Genomic DNA, 15,514 nt, shown 5'->3' on the forward strand with positions numbered 1-15,514 from the left:
ATGACGCAACGCAACAGCGAGGCACCAGACGCGCTTGACGGGGGCTAGCCCAATAACTTGGAGGTGGGTCTTGACGATCGAGCTTACCGGCCGCGTGAGCTGGAACATATCAATCCATTCGATAAAAATAGTCCTTCCGCCGCTGTAGGGCGACATCCCGCTTGTCAGCCATCGGGTGAAAGATCGCCAAGCTGTCAATACGACGATCTAGCTGAAGAAACTCTTCAACAACAGAATATTGTGGCCGATCAAAATAGTCATGAATCATAATTGTAGCATCGTCTCTACAGGAAATCGCTGCATCGGCTGCAACGGAAACTCTAAAGCGTCCGTCAATCAGTATAAGATCAGCAGATGATTCCTTTGTTGGCCACGAGATGTAGTTTTCAATCTGTCGATCTGTAGGGCGATTAAGGGGGAATCCCCATTTTCCGGTCGGTCCCACAAATGCATGGCGGAGATGGAGGCGTCCTGTATCAATGAATTTCCGAAGCGAATACTTCTTTATAATATCGGTACAGAAATTAAGGTCAGTTTCAATCGAGGTGATCCGTTGTGCCCCGGAATGGCATGCGAGCGGTGTTGTTCCTCCTGCGCCGAATTCGAGGTAGTGGTCGCAGTCCTTAAGATAATTTGCAATCTCCGAAATTTCCGCAGGGGTGGCAACGATCTGACTGAGATAGGGAGCCTCAATTCGGGAGATCTGATTTAGATCTTTGACAGGATGCACGAAGGCACCAGAAATTGGCGCTTCGAAACACTGGGGCGTCACGTTGAATTCATTGAGACAGGTAAAGTTCAAGCTAGGCGAACTCAGATCCACGAGTTTGGCACGGGACTTCCTCGCAAGCGTCGGCATCAAGGCCTCGTAATGACCCGTCCATCCCTCGCAGAGGGACGCCGCGTAAAAATCGATGAATTGACGATTGAATGTCATGAGAGGCAAGAATGCGGCATATCTGTCGTCAATATCGATAATAGAGTTGTCGGGGGATCGCAGAGTGGGCCAGTACATCCATTCCGGATCGTGATGGCCGTTACGAATAAAACTGGCGGAAAAAGAGTTGGAGCGGGCTAGGTCGCATAGATCTGCGGCGCGCTCATCAGCGATATCGCAAGGCCATACATCGAACTCTATTCTTATAAAATTATTATAATCCTGAAGGGCAGTCGTCGCCGCTATAATTTTAAGATCGACATTCCCGGGAATTAAGAAGTCTCCCTTTGAATGCGGAATCGAATCGAAAATTTCTGCACGAGAGAGCTCAACTGTGCGTAAGAAGCTCGTGCCCGGCGGTCGCGATCCGTCGAAAACGGCAAATACGTCACCATATTTTTCGAAGACACTTGCAATTCGGTTATAGGTGCGTGTCAGAAGTTCGCTACCTACCTGTCGATGGGCGTCGAAAATGACGCACAGGCGATCTGACTCTTCCATCCTTGCTCCTCACGGTCGAATTTTCATTCCTTTATGAGATATCGCTGGAATGTCGGCAACCCGGAGTTATCAACGCCCGTCCTCCTCCACCTTATTTCAAGGGGGCGGTCATTTTTTTTGAGGCGATGTCGCTTGATATTCGAAGGCGCTGGAGCGTTCGGCGAATCAATTTGACGCGTAGTCCGTTGGGCCTCCTCTGCGTCGTTCGATCACCGACGCGCGAGGTCGCGGACAAAATCCTCGATGTCGGAAGAGCCGACGGCGACCTTTCTCAACATGGGTGTGTCGCGCGTCTTTGCTTCCCTAATCGCGGCCATGGACCGAAATATGTAGGGGCGAGGCTCGCGCGTCCAGTCCGTAAACACCAGCGCCTTTGCGTTAGCCAGGGGGCCGATGACGGTATGAATGTATTGCTCTTCGGGAATGGCTGAAAATTCGAAACTTTCGCGGAGATGGAGATCGCTGTGATAGGTGGTAAGGAACTTGTCGATGTGAGGCCTCGTCAAGCTCCACCATGTACCTCCGTCGAACATTCGGTTGATCTTGGCTTTGCCCTTCTGCTGCAATAGTCCGAGACGTCTGACGGAGTCGACCATTTCCGGAGTCCACGCGCGATCCAGTCGCTCGACTGTTCTGGGATTGGTGGCGAATGAGTCGAGGAAGAAAAATCGCTCGTATCGGGCGATCCAATCCGGGTGGCCTGTGGGGTAAATCTGAATCCACTCGATGTCGCTCTTCATGCGGGCGGAAAACTCCGACTTGGCGATGAGCGGGATGGTGTCTTCGGTAATGAAGGCAATCCGGGCGTAGTCCTTGGTTCGAATTGCCTGCTGTATCGTGGCGACGCAAGCCTTGACGGTGTTGAAGCCGCCCCAGAAGATTGGAAGTCGGACGTCAGCCAATGTAATGTTCGGGTGCCGGGTGGCGGCCTCGGTATAAGGTGTTATGTCTGACTTTGAGTCGACATGAATATAAAAGTCACCAATATCAGTAAAATAATCGGCAAGTAGCGAGGCTCCTGCAGCGCTCTTCATGTAGCATAGGCATATAATCGCAAGCGACATATTTTTTTGCCTTCCTGTTATATGTGTTTATACGATCTTCCGCGCCGCTGCCATTATCACCATTCCAAGCGTGACGATTCCGAGTATCATTGAATTAAGTAATATTTGATTGAAAAATGAGCTATAGTATTCGGAATAATAAGACATTCGAAGGGTGTCTATTATTTGGCATAGTGGATTGTACATGAGAATGTTGGCTAGGCGTTCCGGAATTGCGTCGGGGAGGAAAAAGATGCCGGATATACCCCACAACAGGGGGCCGAGGATGTTGCCGAACAGATATGCGATCGGCAGCAGCGGCCCAAGGGCGCCAAATATCAGGCCGGTGCCGACCCCGAAAAGCCACGCCTGAATCAGTGCGAGAAGAAATCCCTGCCAGTTCGCCACAGCCGGCTGGTGGCCGATGGCCGCGAGCGTTCCGAGCACGATGAATACAACGAGCGTCGCGGTGACGATTTCTAGGATTATTCGGGATGCAAAAAGGTCGAAAAGATCAACTCCTGGGAAATAGAGCAGGGACCGGTTCTGGGAAAGTGTCTGCATGATCTGGCGGTGTCCGTAGAGCCAGACGACGAAGGGCAGGACGCCGGTCATCAGGAAGATCGGAACATCGGTCCCGATGGCTGCCGGACGGCCGAGGATCGCTGTGACCACGATCGCGATCGTCAGATGCGCCAGAGGGATCAACAGCCCCAACAGGAAGCCGAAATAGCCCGTCCCGAACCGCGTCTGCAGGTCGCGCATGATAACGGCACCGACCACGCGGGCGTGCATGGCCGAGGCGTCGGCCCAGGTTTCGGCGGCGTGGCGGGTGCGGGTCTCGCCCGGATGTCCGCGTGCGTGTCCGTGGGTGTTTCCCGGGGCGGAGCGGGGGCGCTGCATCCTCAGGCCTCCATCGCCTGGCGGTGGACCTCGATGGCGTCGTTGATGTCCTCGAACACCATCAGCCGCCCCTTCTGCAGCACCATCCCGGCCGAGCAATATTCCTTGATGGTGCCGGTGGAATGGGAGGCCATGATGAGCCCGGCCCGCGCCCGCCGCTCGGCGAAGGCGCGGGCGCATTTCAGCTGGAAGCGGGCGTCGCCCACGGCGGTGATCTCGTCCACCAGATAGAATTCGAACTCGATGGCCATGGAGACCGCAAAGGCGAGGCGCGAGGTCATGCCCGAGGAATAGGTCTTCACCGGCATGTCGAGGTCGCGCCCCAGCTCCGAGAAGTCCTCCACGAACTCCGTCACCTCGGCGATGTCCGCATCATAGACGCGGGCGAGGAAGCGGATGTTCTCCCGCCCCGTCATTTGCGGATGGAAGCCGCCCGCGAACCCCAGCGGCCAGGAGATGCGCACCGAGCGGTAGATGCGCCCGGAGGTGGGCGCCTCGGTGCCGGCGATGAGCTTCAGGAAGGTGGACTTGCCGGCCCCGTTCTGGCCCAAAAGACCGTAGCTCGCCCGCGTGTCGAGACTCACCGACACGTCGGAGAGCACAACCTTGCGTCTGAGGTGCGTCCAGTAGGTCTTGGTGAGGTGGTCGGTGACGATCATGCCCGCCTCACGACTTGATGTGCCGCATCAGCTCGAAGGCCGAGACCAGCAGCAGCCACATGAGCCCGAATACCAGCGCCGCCGCCACCGGTAGCCAGAAGCGGTGCGGCCAGTCGTGCTCCTGCGCCAGCACTGGCTTCACGAAGGTGGCAAGGTACATGCCCTGCCGCTCCGCCGCCACCCGCGCCTGCTCCAGCGCCGCCGCCGCTGCCGTATATTGCCGCTCGGCGATCTGGCGTTCGAGATCGAGCGCGTCATAGCGCGTCATCACCGCGGAGAGGGTATCCTTGTCCGATCCCGTGCCGCTGGTGAGGCGCGCTTTCAGCAGCGCGATGTTCTCGCGCACCGCCTGCCGCCGCGCGTCGAGCAGCATGAATTGCGGCGCGTCCGGGCTCAGGGTGCGCCGGGCGGTGGCGATCTCCTGGTCGATGAGCACCTGGTCGCTCTCGAGGTCGGCGATGAGCTTGGCGATGCCCTCGTTGGTGCGGGCGGGATCGATGACGCCCACCTCGTTGCGCAGGTCGCGCACCGCGGCGCGCGCCTTGCGCAGTCGCGCCTCCGCCCGCGCGACCTCCTTCTCGGCCTGTGAGATGGCGTCCGTGCGGGTGCGTTCGCCGAGCTTGTTCACCATGTCCTCGGAGAGAGCGACGATGGCCTGGGAGATCTTGAGCGAATCCTGCGGTGAGAAGGCCCACACCTTCACGGTGATGATGCCCGACGGCGCCTCGATGGCGGTGTCGATCTGGCTGCGCCAGCTCCGCTCCAGCCGCTCGATGGGGCGATTGGGGTTGAAACGGGAGAACCAGTCGATGCCGGGGCGGGAATAGAGCTGGCGCAGGTTCACCCGCTCTTCCAGTGCTTCCACCACGGCGAGGCTTTTGACGTAATTGGCGATGATGAGGCTGTCCTGCACCTCGGCCAGGCCGCCGAGACCGGCGCCGGAGAGCGTCTCCAGCCCCGCATGTTCGGATGCGCGCACCGCGAAGCGCGCCTCGGAGAGGTACTGGCTCGATGCGATGAAGACGAAATAGAGCGTGGCGAGAAGGGTGGGAATCACCGCCACGACGATGAAGCTCGCCATCAGCGGCAGGCGGAACTCGGCGATGGCGCGCACTTCCGCGCCCCAGAGGGCCGCGGCCGAGGGCCGCACCACGGAGCGCTGCAGGCGCGCCTCGCGGGCCTGTCGCCTGAGCTCCTCGCGCAGCCGCGAATTGCGGCGCACAAGCAGGTCTGGCGACCCGCCCCGTGCCGGCAGCCGGACGCGCGATGCGACCTCCTGGTTCACTCCTAGACCCTCCCGGAGCGCCCCATACTGCCCCAGTTCTCCAGCCTGCGCGCCGCCGCAACCGGCGCGCGTGCCGGGACACGCCGCTACTAGCAGCCGGCGGGCTTGTGTGTCTATCCTCGCCGCCTGCCGGCCAGACCATGGCCTGAGATTACCCAACAAAAGGTTCGCGTTGCAGATGCCTCGTCCGTTCGTCGCCGGTCCGCCCTCAGCCGATCCCGTGCCGGACGGGGACGACGCCCTCGCCGCCCGTCTCGACCGGATGGAGGAGACCCTCGCCCGCCTTGCGGCCGGGCAGGAGGAGATCGTCCGCCGGCTGGAGGCGCTTCAGGACCATGCCAATCTCGTCGGCTACAAGGTGGAGCAGATCGCGGCCGGGCGGCCGTCCCGCACCTTCAACCTGTCGCTACCGCTGCCGCTGGAGCGGCTGCGCGATCTCATCGTGGCGCCCGGCCCCTCCGTCGGCACGCTCGTCGAGATGTGGCGCGCCGCCGGCCGCACCACCGTTGTGCCGGAGCGCGATAGCGCCGGCCTGCTGAAGGCGCGCGCGCAGCCGGCCCGCCGTGCCCGCACCTTCGGCCGCGACTTCACCGGCCTCGTGTTCGGGCGCAAGGGCGTGGTCTACCGTGTGCGGCCGCACCATCCGCCGGTGCCGGCGCGCCCGCGCATGCTCCACATCATCCCCAACGTGTTCGTGGGCGGCTCGACCCAGTTGGTGGTTGACCTCATGGAGCGCCTCGGCCACCGCTACGAGATGCAGGTGCTCACCGCCGCCTTGCCGCCGCAGGGCCGGCACGAGAACATGGTGATCCACCATTTGCCCCTGGGCAGTCCGACGAGCGCCTTCGCCCACGTCCTGGCGCAGGTGGCGCCGGACATCGTGCATATCCACTATTGGGGCGACAGCGACCGGCCCTGGTACGAGGCGGCGCTGGAAGCGGCGCGGCCGACCCCGGCCGTGCTGGTCGAGAACGTCAACACGCCGGTGGAGCCGCTGCGCGATGCGCGGATCTCCACCTATGTCTTCGTCTCGGACTATATCCGCGCCGCCTTCGCGCCGGACATCGCCAACGGACGGGTGGTCCACCCCGGCATCGACCTCGACGCCTTCACGCCCGGCCCCTGGATCGGGGATGCGGCGGACAGCATCGGTATGGTCTATCGCCTCCATCCGGACAAGCTCGGCGAAAACTCCGTGGACCCGCTGATCGCGGTCGCGCGGCGCCGGCCCCAGACGCGGATCATCGTGGTGGGCGACGGCGAGCTTCTGCCCGTGTTCCATGCCAAGGCCGTTGCGGCCGGCGTCATCCACAACTTCGAGTTCGCCGGTACCGTGCCCTATGCGGATCTCCCGACGCTCTATCGCCGCTTCCGGGTTTTCGTGGCGCCGGTGGTTCGGGAGAGCTTCGGGCAGGTGACGCCCTTCGCCATGGCCATGGGGCAGGCGGTGGCCGGCTTCAAGGTTGGCGCCCTGCCGGAAATCCTCGGCACCTCGGAGACGCTGGCCAAGGATTCCGAAGGGCTTGCGGGCGTCATCTGCGACCTGCTGGACGATCCCGCGCGGCTCGACGCCGTCGGCGCCCACAATCGCGAACGGGCGCGGATGTTCGGCCTCGACGCCATGATCGCGGCCTATGCCGAGATTTATGCACAGGCGCTCGGCCGACCCACCGACCTCATGCCGGGCTTCCCTCGGGCCAGCCTGTTCGCTGAAGTTTAACCAACGTTGCTGCATATTGCGGTGCGATACGGACTGGCGGGTTCGAATCGTTCGCGCTAAGGTAGCATCTGAGGTGGTGGGCTGGTCCCAACGGCAGGTGCCGACTGAGGCTTGATCTTGGCCGCTTCTGTAAACTTCACTCTGTGGAGGGTGCGGGGAGGCGGTGCCTCGCGCCGGCGGTGCATGACATCACTGGTTGTGGGGGGCGCAGGCGTCATCGGGCGTCGTCTGTGTCAGAAGCTTGCGGAAAGTTCGGTCGGCACCATCGCCACCACCCGCCGGCTTGAGCATGCGCCCTTCCATCGTGGCGTACGCTGGCGTGCCCTCGATCTTGCGACCTTCACCGGCTGGGATGACCTGCTCGACGGCGTCAGCACGGTCTATCATCTCGCCTGGTCCACCATCCCTTCCAGCGCCTGTCTCGATCCCGCCCGCGACATTCTGGAGAATGTGGTGGGCAGCGTGCGCCTCATGGAAGCCGCGCGCCGCTATCCCGGCATCCGCATCGTCTTCGCCTCCTCCGGCGGCGCCGTCTATGGCGCGCCGGAGCAACTGCCGGTGGCAGAGCATCACCCCGCCAAGCCGTTCAGCGCCTACGGCATCTCCAAACTCATGGTGGAGCATTACCTGGAGAAGTTCCGCCGCTTGCACGGCTTGGACGGCATCGCGCTGCGCATCGGCAATTGCTACGGCGCGGGGCAGACCGAGCTGGGCGGCCTCGGTGCCGTCACCCTCTTCACCCGCGCTGCCCTGCGAGGTGAGCCGGTGAAGCTGTTTGGCAACGGCTCCACCGTCCGCGACTACGTGCACGTGGACGACGTGGTGAGCGCGCTGCTCGCCGCCGGACGGATGCACAATGTGCCCGGCCCGGTGAACATCGCCTCCGGCACCGGCCATTCCCTGTCCGAGCTGATCGCCAAGGTCGAGGCGGCGGTCGGGCAGCGCATCATCATCGAGCCCATCGCGGCCCGCCCCTTCGACGTGCCCGCCTCCGTCCTCGACATCCGCCGCGCCAGCGAGCGGCTTGGCTGGGCCCCCGTCATAGATCTCGATCTCGGCATCGAGATGCTCGTCAACGAGCTGAGGACCGAAGCAGACGTTCAATGCGGGTCGCCCTTTACGTCCATTGCTACTTCCCCGACCATTTCTACGGCACCGAAAGCTACACTCGCACCGTAGCGCGGGAGCTGAAGGCGCTCGGGCACGAGCCGGTGGTGGTCACGGCCACCTTTCCGGGCGAGCCGGCCCAGGGCGCGCTGGTGGAGCGCGACAGCTTCGACGGCATCCCGGTCATCCGCATCGACCGCAACGTCCATCCCAATGCCGCCCTGCGCGACACCTTCCACCTGCCGGCCCTGCGCTTCATCCACGAGCGCATCCTGAGGGACATCCGGCCGGACATCGTGCATGTGTGCCATCTCATCAACCACACCACGGCGCTGCTGGAGGTGACGGGGCGGCTCTGCCTGCCCACGGTCGCCACCTTCACCGACTTCTTCGGCTTCTGCTTCAACAACAAGCTGGATGCCGCCGACGGCAGCCTCTGCGCCGGGCCGGATGCCGACCGCGCCAATTGCGTCGCCTGCGCGTTCTTCGCCGGCGGCAAGGACAAGGGGCCCGTGCAGGGTCTGCTGCGCGCCGTGGTGCCGCCAGTGGTGGCGCGCGCGTCGCGCCTCGCGCCGGCCGACTGGCGCGGCACCATCGCCGCCCTCAAGGAGCGGCCGGGCCATCTCGCCGCCGCCTATTCCGCCTATGCCGGCGCGCTCACCCCCACCCGTTTCATGCTGGAGAGCTATCGCAGCTCGGACATCCGCGTGCCGCTGGTCCTGTGCCGCTTCGGCATCGACATCGACCGCGCGCCCAAGCCCGAGCGATCCGGCGGGCCGCTGCGCCTCGGCTTCATCGGCCAGCTCGCGCCCCACAAGGGCCTGCACCTGCTGCTGGAGGCCATGAAGTCGGCGCCGGCGGAGGCCTTCAGCCTCGACATCTATGGTGACGAGCGCATGGACCCGGCCTATGCCGCAGAGGTCCGCGCGGCCTCGGCCGGGCTTCAGGTGGCGTTCCGCGGCACCTTCCCGGTGGAGCGGATGGCCGCGGTGCTGGCGGAGATCGACGTGCTCGTCATCCCCTCCGTGTGGGTGGAGAACAGCCCGCTGATTCTGCTCCAGGCCCTCGCCACCCACACGCCGGTGCTGGTCTCCGACGTGGAGGGGATGAGCGAGTTCGTGGAAAACGGCGTCAACGGCTTCACGTTCACAAAAGGCTCGGTGAAGGCGCTGTATGGCAGGCTGGAAGCCTTCGCGCGGGATCCGGGCCTTGCCCGCACCCTGTCCGCCGGCACGCGATACGATCGCACCTCGCGCCATATGGTCGAGGATGTGGTCGCCTTCTATGATCGCGCCCGCCAAGGCAGGGCGTCGGCCTGAGGGCGTCGGGGTACTTAGCGGGGAGACGGAAGAGGCGTGATGAGCATCGAGGCGGAGACGATGGCGGGTTCGCAGAGCGACGGCACGACAGCGGGTGAGCGGGCGGACGACGGGGCGGGCGCGCGCGCCCAGGCCGCGGCGCCGGCCACCGTCGCCTCGGGCATCGCCGGGGATTTCGATGCCTGGCTCGCGCTCAATCTCGCCGAGGCGGCGCCCGAAGGCGCCATCGCGCCGTTTCCGCCTGAAGAGCTGATGCACAACACCACCGGCCTCACCGCCACGCGCGACTTCGCCAGCCACGGCGTCGATTTCCTGCGCGCGCTGCAGGCGCTGAGCCCGGTGCCGCTGGCCAGCTACCGCTCGCTGCTCGACTTCGGCGTCGGCGTCGGGCGGCTGGCGCGCATGTTCCACGGCTTTTCGGGTCGTTACGTGGGCATGGACGTGGATGCCCGCCACCTCGCCTGGGTGGGGCAAAACCTCGCCCATGTGGAGCCGGTGCTGAGCGTGCCCCGCCAGCCGCTGCCGGCGGCGGACGGCAGCTTCGATGCGGTGGTCTCCATCTCCGTCTTCAGCCACCTGAGCGAGCGGGACCACCTGTTCTATCTGTCGGAGCTGCACCGGGTGTCGGCTCCCGGGGCGCTCCTGTTCCTCTCCATCCACGGCGACCGGGCGTTCGCGCGGGCGTGTGACGAGACCCCCATCTTCGAGATGCTCGCCATCCCCGAGCCGGAGCTTGCGGCCGCGCGGCCTTCAATGGGGGGCGGGCACGGGTATGTCTTCATCCGCCAGGACGGGCATCTCACCAGCGCGGCCTACGACTACGGCATCACCTTCGTCAGCGCGGCCTATGTGCGTGCCCACTGGAGCCGCTGGTTTGACGTAGTGAAGGTGGGCGCAGGGGCGCTGCACGATTTTCAGGACGTCGTGGTCCTGAGAGCGAGGTGACGATGGGCCTGCCGTCGGCGCCGCCCATCCGGGTGCTGATCGAGCGCAGCCGCGCCTTCGTGGTGCTACCGTTCGTGAAGCCGGCGCTGCGCTGGCGTCGGTTGCCGCGTACCTTCGGCACCGGTGCGTCGGCCTCGCAGCAGTGGTTCCGCCTGCTGCGCCTCACCTTCGCCGCTGCGGTGCTGGTTCCGGCCGCACTGTGCGCCTTCTATGCGGGCGTGATCTCGAGCCCCGTCTATGTCTCCGAGGCGCGCCTCGCCGTGCGTGAATCCCTCGGCGAGAGAGCCATGCCGGACTCTGGCGAGGACGGTGCCCGCGGCGCCATCGCGGGGGTCATGCGCGGTCTTTCCAGCCTGTTCGGCGGGGCTACGGGCAGCCAGTCGCAAGCGCCGTTCGTGCTCGCCAACTATATCGCCAGCCGCTCCTTTGTCGCCGCGCTCGACGCCGACGGCTGGCTGCGCCGCTTCTTCTCTCGCCCCGGGCTCGACCCACTTTCCCGCCTCTCCCCTGATGCGACGCTGGAGGAGCTTTGGCGCTATTGGAACCGCCACGTCTCCGCCGCGGTGGATCGCCGCTCGGAGATCGTGCTGCTGCGCGTCCGCGCCTTCTCTCCGGAGGATGCGCACACCATCGCCGAGCGCGTCGTCCACGACGGCGAGGTGCTGCTGAACGACATCGTGTCCCGCTCCCGCGCCGACAGCGTCACCCGCGCCGCCGACCAGCTGAGCCGGGCCAAGGCGCGCTATGTGACCGCACTCGCCCGCCAGCAGGAATGGCGCGGCCGGCAGCGCGCCGTCGATCCCGTCCAGGCGGCCGAGGCACTGGGCGCGAGCCTTTTGCGGCTGGAACAGGAGCGCATCTCGGCCGACAAGGAAATGCGCGCCTTGGAAAAGCTCTCCGCCCCCGATGGTCCGGCTCTCGGCGTGCTGCGCGACAGGGTGCGGGCCATCGATACCGAGATCGCCGCCTTCAAGGCGCGCATGGGCGGGGCGGGCAGCGGGCAATCCTCCGCGGTCAACGCGCTCACCTCCTTCGAGGAGGCAGAGCTGGAGGTGCGTTTCGCGGAGACCATGCAGTCCATCGCCGTTGCCGGCCTGCAGGAGGCGGAGCGGCGGGTGCGGGCGCAGAGCGCCTTCGTCAACGTGTTCGTGCCGCCGAGCCTGCCCACCACCGCCACCGAGCCGAGCTGGTGGCGCACCGGCCTGTTCGTGCTGGCGCTGGCCGGCATCTTCTGGCTCAACGCCATGGTCCTGGCCGCGGTCATCCGCGACCATCGCCGGTGAGGCGCCGATGATCGCGCCCCACCTTGACCTTCAGGGGGAAAACCGGCGTGCTCTTTAGCATCGACGAAGACGCCGGCAGCCGCATCGTCGGCTGGATCATGCCGGACAATCCTGCCGCCACGCCCCGCGTCGCGGTGCTTGTGGGCGGAGAATTGCGCAAGGCGATCCCGGCCACCGTGCTGCGACCGCTGCTGCGCGAGCAGGGCCTGCACGAGACCGGCATCTGCGGCTTCGTCGTGGACGAGCATGTGATCCCAGGGCTTGCCGGCCTCACCGACATCGAGCTTTATGACGAGACCACCAACATCCGCATCTACCGGCGCCGCCCGCCCTCGGCCAAGGCCGATCAGAAGCTGTTCCGGCTGGAGACGCGGGTGGTGCCGCAGGCGCAGCTGAACCTGCCGCTGCAGGATCTCTTCCACATGCCCTTCACCAGGCTGGAGCGCATCCCCGAGGAGGCGGTGAAATCCATCCTCGGCATCGCCTTCACCCAATCCATCTTCTGCACCGGCCGGGTGTTCTTCCGCACCTACGAGCCGCTGCTGCGCGACCGCGGGTTCAAATGCACGGTGTTGCTGCGGGATCCGTTCGAGGAACTGGCCGAGGAGCTTCTGGTGCTGCGCTGGGCGGTGAAGACGCCGAACCTTGCCGCCTCGGTGCTCACCGACGTCTACAAGCCGCTGGTGGACAGCCTCGCCAAGGCGGACCTAGCCGATATGGCCGAGCTGGAAATCTGGCTCGGCACCCTCTCCGCGTTCGAGCGCAGCCTGATCGCCAATCCCATGGCGCGGCTGCTCACCTGCCGGGGCTCCGATGACGCGCTGGACACCTCGGCGGTCGAAAACGCCCTCGACACCCTCTCCGAAATGGATGTGGTGGGCCTTGCCGGCGACGAGGATGTGTGGTGGGAAACCCAGCGCGTGGTGCTGGATCTCGACCTGCCGCCGCTGCCGGAACTCGCCTGGTCGCGACAGGTGGGCGAACTGCGCGAACGGGTGGCCGAATGGCCGGCGGCGCAGGACCTTCTCGCCGTCGACGCACGCATCTTTTCCGACGTCACCGCTGCCGTCGGTCGTGTGGACGAGGCCACGGACGAGGCCGCCGAGGATGGCGGCACCGGTGCTGCCGAATCGGACCAGCACACGCCTGCGTAAAAGGGACGGGCTCCTGGTGTGCCAGCCTGCACGCTGTCTCTGCCGTTATGCCCGGCCTCGCGCGGCGCATCCCCATGGGGCGCTCCCAGCGCCGTGTGAAAGACCGTTCCCGACCGCGCCATGTGGATGGCCGGGACAAGACTGGCCATGATGGATCGCGAAACGGTGGAGCGGTCTCAAGTCGGGCCGGCGCCGCCCTCTGCCCGGCAGCCCTTGCCTTACCGCGTCCGGGCGTAGACGCTCGCCACGTAGAGCGCGCCGATGGCCCAGGCGGCGAACAGGATGGAGAAGACGGCGCCGGCCTGCAGTGGGGGGGTGGGGAAGGCCTTCTCGTGCGGGAGGGTCGGGGCCATGAAGGCGAGGATATAGACCTGCTGGCGTGCCCGTTCGGCGCGCGCGCCGAGAAGCTCTGCCTCGGCCTGCTTCAGTCGCTGCTCGGCGAGGCGGCGGCTTGCCTCCAACTCGGCGCCGGCGACGAGATTGCCGCTGGAACCGGCGGAGGCGGCATCGCCGAGGAGAGAGGTGTCGAGCGCCGCGATCTTCTCATCCAGCGAGCGCAGCCGCTCCTTCAGGGCCCGCACCACGGGGGAATCCTCGTCGAGCCGGGCCCGCGCGGCGTTGAGGTCGGTGTTCAGGGCCGAGCGCTGGTCGCGCAGCTTGGAGATGACCGCGAAGGCGTCGCTGGCGCTCCTGGTCGGATCCAGCGTGCCTTGGGCGTTGCGGAAGGCTTCCAACTCGGTGCGCACCACCGCAAGCTCGGTGAAGGCGGCCCGCTCTTCGGCCTCGGCCTGCACCACCCGGTCGCTGCGGTTGCGGGCGGTAAGATCGTTGGTCACCTGCTCGGCCTGGCGGACCACGGCGGCGGCGAGCAGGGCCGCGCTCTGCGGGCTGAAGGCATAGACCTGCACCTTGATGACGCCGGACATCTGCTCGAGGCTGACGCTGACCTGCCGGTTCCAATAGGTGACGAGATCTTCCGTGCTGGCCTCGGGCGACAGGGCGAACACCGGGTCGCGATCGGAGATGCCGAAGATGCGCTTCAGGTCGAGCTGCTCCTGGAGCGCGTCCACCATGGCGCGGCTGCGCAGGTAGTCCACGACGACCCGCGCCTCCTGGGTGTTGGCCACCTGCGGAATGCCATTGGCCGCAGGGGAGGCCGAGGCGTTGGAGACGGTTTCCAGATTGCCGCGCACCACGAGGCGCGCCTCGGAGCGGTACTGGGGGGCGGCGACGAAGGTGAGATAGAGCAGGGTCGCCACCGCCGGCAGCAGCACCAGCAGCCCGAAGCTGCCGAGGGCGAGTTCCGTGCGGGTGAGATGGGCGCGGCGCCCTTCCGCAAGGGTCGCCTGCGCCTCGTTCCGTGATGCGGCGCGGCGACGGGATATGGCCGCGCCGACGCCGCGCAGCAGCGGAAGCGGCAGGAAGCGCTGGATCCGCGCGACGGCCGGGGAGGCGGCGACGGCTGGCTCCTGAGCCACGGCTGGCTCCTGGGTGACTCTGTCTGGGGCGGCGGCGGTCCTGCCGACCCGCGCGCGGGTCGATCCGTTGTCGCGGGTCGCCTGCGCCGGGGAGACCATGCCGGCCCTATTGCGCCACCGAGACCGTGCTGACCACGGGCTGGGCGACGGAGTTGAACAGCGAGGTGATCTTCTGCAGGTCCGCCAGCGGCGCGTTGGCGACGTAGATCGCATCCTTGTTACGGATATGGAACCCGCGGGCGAGGAAGACGAAGTTCGGATCGCGCATGTTCCAGCGGTAGATCACGCGCACGTAGCCGTTGCTCTCCAGCGGCTGAGAGTCCGGCCGCAGGCGGGAGGCGAAGCGCACCGGCTCGATGCGCATCAGATAGACGCCGGAGGGATCGGCACGGGCGTCGAGCACGCCGCCGACACGTGCCACCGCCTCTTCGAGCGTGATGCCCACCGCGTCGAAGGGCACAATGGTCGGGTTTCCGGCTGCGCCGAACACTGTGTAGGTCTGCGGGTCGCGGATCAGCACGATCTTGTCCAGCGGGCGGACGTAGACGTCCTCCTTGGGATCGTTGAGCAGCGCCTGCATGGGCACCGTCACGGTGCTACCGCCACGGCTCAGGCGCACGAACACCTCGTGGGCGGGAATCTTGATGCCGCCGGCCGCCGCGATCACGTCCAGCACGCGGTCGCCGCGCGGGGAGAGGGGGACGACGGCGCCGGATGTCGCCTCGCCAAGCACGGTGGCGGCGTTGCTGACGCTGCGCGTGACCACCACCACCACCTGCGGCTCGATGGCCTTGCCGCTCAGCTTCTCGACCACCGCGGTCTCGATCTGCGCCGTGGTGCGCCCCGCCACCGAGATGCGCCCGGCATAGGGAACGGTGATGGAGCCGTCCTGCGCCACCTGCTGCTCCGGGATCGCGGCACTGCGCGAGCCGGTGCCGAGCCGATCGATGACCGGACCGGAGAACAGGCCGCCGGCTGCCGCCTCCCAGATGGTGACAGAGATGACGTCGCCGACGCCCACCACGTAGCGGGTCGGCGGACGATAGTCGCCGAAGCGCCCGCCGAAGGAGGCGGGGCGCTCCTGCGCCAGAAGCGAAAGGGTGCGGTCGTCAACGTCCACCAGCAGATAGCGCTGATCGTCGGACGGCTGCGCCATCTCGATCTCGACGCGCGACGGTCC

The 15,514-nt window shown here is 65.5% G+C and carries 13 protein-coding genes; 6 read left to right on the forward strand and 7 right to left on the reverse strand.

Annotated elements, in window-relative coordinates; all coding sequences use genetic code 11:
- Positions 1–109 precede the first annotated feature (109 nt).
- The 5 genes from D7006_RS10220 to D7006_RS10240 all read right to left on the reverse strand — a co-directional run bounded on the left by D7006_RS10220 (position 110) and on the right by D7006_RS10240 (position 5,328).
- Complete coding sequence (locus D7006_RS10220; RefSeq protein ID WP_237356525.1) at positions 110–1,438, reverse strand: hypothetical protein; 1,329 nt, start codon at positions 1,436–1,438, stop codon at positions 110–112.
- A 209-nt stretch (positions 1,439–1,647) separates the two neighbouring features.
- On the reverse strand, positions 1,648–2,472 hold the full coding sequence (locus tag D7006_RS10225; RefSeq protein WP_237356526.1) for a beta-1,6-N-acetylglucosaminyltransferase: 825 nt from the start codon (positions 2,470–2,472) through the stop codon (positions 1,648–1,650).
- Positions 2,473–2,529: 57 nt separating this feature from the next.
- Positions 2,530–3,384 carry an ABC transporter permease gene (locus D7006_RS10230; protein ID WP_237356527.1) on the reverse strand — a complete coding sequence of 285 codons (855 nt, stop codon included), beginning with the start codon at positions 3,382–3,384 and terminating at the stop codon, positions 2,530–2,532.
- Between the two features lie 2 nt (positions 3,385–3,386).
- Positions 3,387–4,043 (reverse strand): ABC transporter ATP-binding protein, encoded by a 657-nt coding sequence (locus D7006_RS10235; protein WP_237356528.1) that lies wholly within the window; start codon positions 4,041–4,043, stop codon positions 3,387–3,389.
- Positions 4,044–4,050: 7 nt separating this feature from the next.
- Positions 4,051–5,328: a hypothetical protein gene (locus tag D7006_RS10240; protein WP_237356529.1), complete on the reverse strand. Its 1,278-nt coding sequence runs from the start codon at positions 5,326–5,328 to the stop codon at positions 4,051–4,053.
- A gap of 178 nt (positions 5,329–5,506) precedes the next feature.
- On the opposite strand from D7006_RS10240, the gene D7006_RS10245 reads away from it, so the two are divergent.
- The 6 genes from D7006_RS10245 to D7006_RS10270 all read left to right on the forward strand — a co-directional run bounded on the left by D7006_RS10245 (position 5,507) and on the right by D7006_RS10270 (position 12,856).
- On the forward strand, positions 5,507–7,048 hold the full coding sequence (locus D7006_RS10245; protein WP_237356889.1) for a glycosyltransferase family 4 protein: 1,542 nt from the start codon (positions 5,507–5,509) through the stop codon (positions 7,046–7,048).
- Between the two features lie 183 nt (positions 7,049–7,231).
- Entirely contained in the window at positions 7,232–8,227 is a 996-nt protein-coding gene (locus D7006_RS10250; protein WP_237356530.1) for an NAD-dependent epimerase/dehydratase family protein, read from the forward strand.
- A complete protein-coding gene (locus D7006_RS10255) occupies positions 8,152–9,474 on the forward strand; it encodes a glycosyltransferase family 4 protein (RefSeq protein ID WP_237356531.1) in 1,323 nt (440 codons plus the stop codon). The genes D7006_RS10250 and D7006_RS10255 overlap by 76 nt, the downstream gene beginning before the upstream one ends.
- A gap of 39 nt (positions 9,475–9,513) precedes the next feature.
- Positions 9,514–10,419 carry a class I SAM-dependent methyltransferase gene (locus tag D7006_RS10260; protein ID WP_237356532.1) on the forward strand — a complete coding sequence of 302 codons (906 nt, stop codon included), beginning with the start codon at positions 9,514–9,516 and terminating at the stop codon, positions 10,417–10,419.
- A gap of 2 nt (positions 10,420–10,421) precedes the next feature.
- Entirely contained in the window at positions 10,422–11,702 is a 1,281-nt protein-coding gene (locus tag D7006_RS10265; protein WP_237356533.1) for a hypothetical protein, read from the forward strand.
- A 47-nt stretch (positions 11,703–11,749) separates the two neighbouring features.
- Entirely contained in the window at positions 11,750–12,856 is a 1,107-nt protein-coding gene (locus D7006_RS10270) for a hypothetical protein (protein ID WP_237356534.1), read from the forward strand.
- Between the two features lie 218 nt (positions 12,857–13,074).
- Here D7006_RS10270 and D7006_RS10275 read toward each other — a convergent pair whose 3' ends face one another.
- Both D7006_RS10275 and D7006_RS10280 read right to left on the reverse strand, forming a co-directional pair.
- Positions 13,075–14,334 (reverse strand): hypothetical protein, encoded by a 1,260-nt coding sequence (locus D7006_RS10275; RefSeq protein WP_237356535.1) that lies wholly within the window; start codon positions 14,332–14,334, stop codon positions 13,075–13,077.
- A 106-nt stretch (positions 14,335–14,440) separates the two neighbouring features.
- Positions 14,441–15,490: a polysaccharide biosynthesis/export family protein gene (locus D7006_RS10280; RefSeq protein ID WP_237356536.1), complete on the reverse strand. Its 1,050-nt coding sequence runs from the start codon at positions 15,488–15,490 to the stop codon at positions 14,441–14,443.
- Positions 15,491–15,514 lie beyond the last annotated feature (24 nt).

The sequence above is a fragment of the Xanthobacter sp. YC-JY1 genome (assembly GCF_021730305.1).
Taxonomy (GTDB): domain Bacteria; phylum Pseudomonadota; class Alphaproteobacteria; order Rhizobiales; family Xanthobacteraceae; genus Xanthobacter; species Xanthobacter flavus.

Excerpts from the sequence above, each read along its gene's own strand:
- D7006_RS10220 (WP_237356525.1), bottom strand. The coding sequence starts at position 1,438 with ATGGAAGAGTCAGATCGCCTGTGCGTCATTTTCGACGCCCATCGACAG.
- D7006_RS10225 (WP_237356526.1), bottom strand. The coding sequence starts at position 2,472 with ATGAAGAGCGCTGCAGGAGCCTCGCTACTTGCCGATTATTTTACTGAT.
- D7006_RS10230 (WP_237356527.1), bottom strand. The coding sequence starts at position 3,384 with ATGCAGCGCCCCCGCTCCGCCCCGGGAAACACCCACGGACACGCACGC.
- D7006_RS10235 (WP_237356528.1), bottom strand. The coding sequence starts at position 4,043 with ATGATCGTCACCGACCACCTCACCAAGACCTACTGGACGCACCTCAGA.
- D7006_RS10245 (WP_237356889.1), top strand. The coding sequence starts at position 5,507 with ATGCCTCGTCCGTTCGTCGCCGGTCCGCCCTCAGCCGATCCCGTGCCG.
- D7006_RS10250 (WP_237356530.1), top strand. The coding sequence starts at position 7,232 with ATGACATCACTGGTTGTGGGGGGCGCAGGCGTCATCGGGCGTCGTCTG.
- D7006_RS10255 (WP_237356531.1), top strand. The coding sequence starts at position 8,152 with ATGCGGGTCGCCCTTTACGTCCATTGCTACTTCCCCGACCATTTCTAC.
- D7006_RS10260 (WP_237356532.1), top strand. The coding sequence starts at position 9,514 with ATGAGCATCGAGGCGGAGACGATGGCGGGTTCGCAGAGCGACGGCACG.
- D7006_RS10265 (WP_237356533.1), top strand. The coding sequence starts at position 10,422 with ATGGGCCTGCCGTCGGCGCCGCCCATCCGGGTGCTGATCGAGCGCAGC.
- D7006_RS10280 (WP_237356536.1), bottom strand. The coding sequence starts at position 15,490 with ATGGCGCAGCCGTCCGACGATCAGCGCTATCTGCTGGTGGACGTTGAC.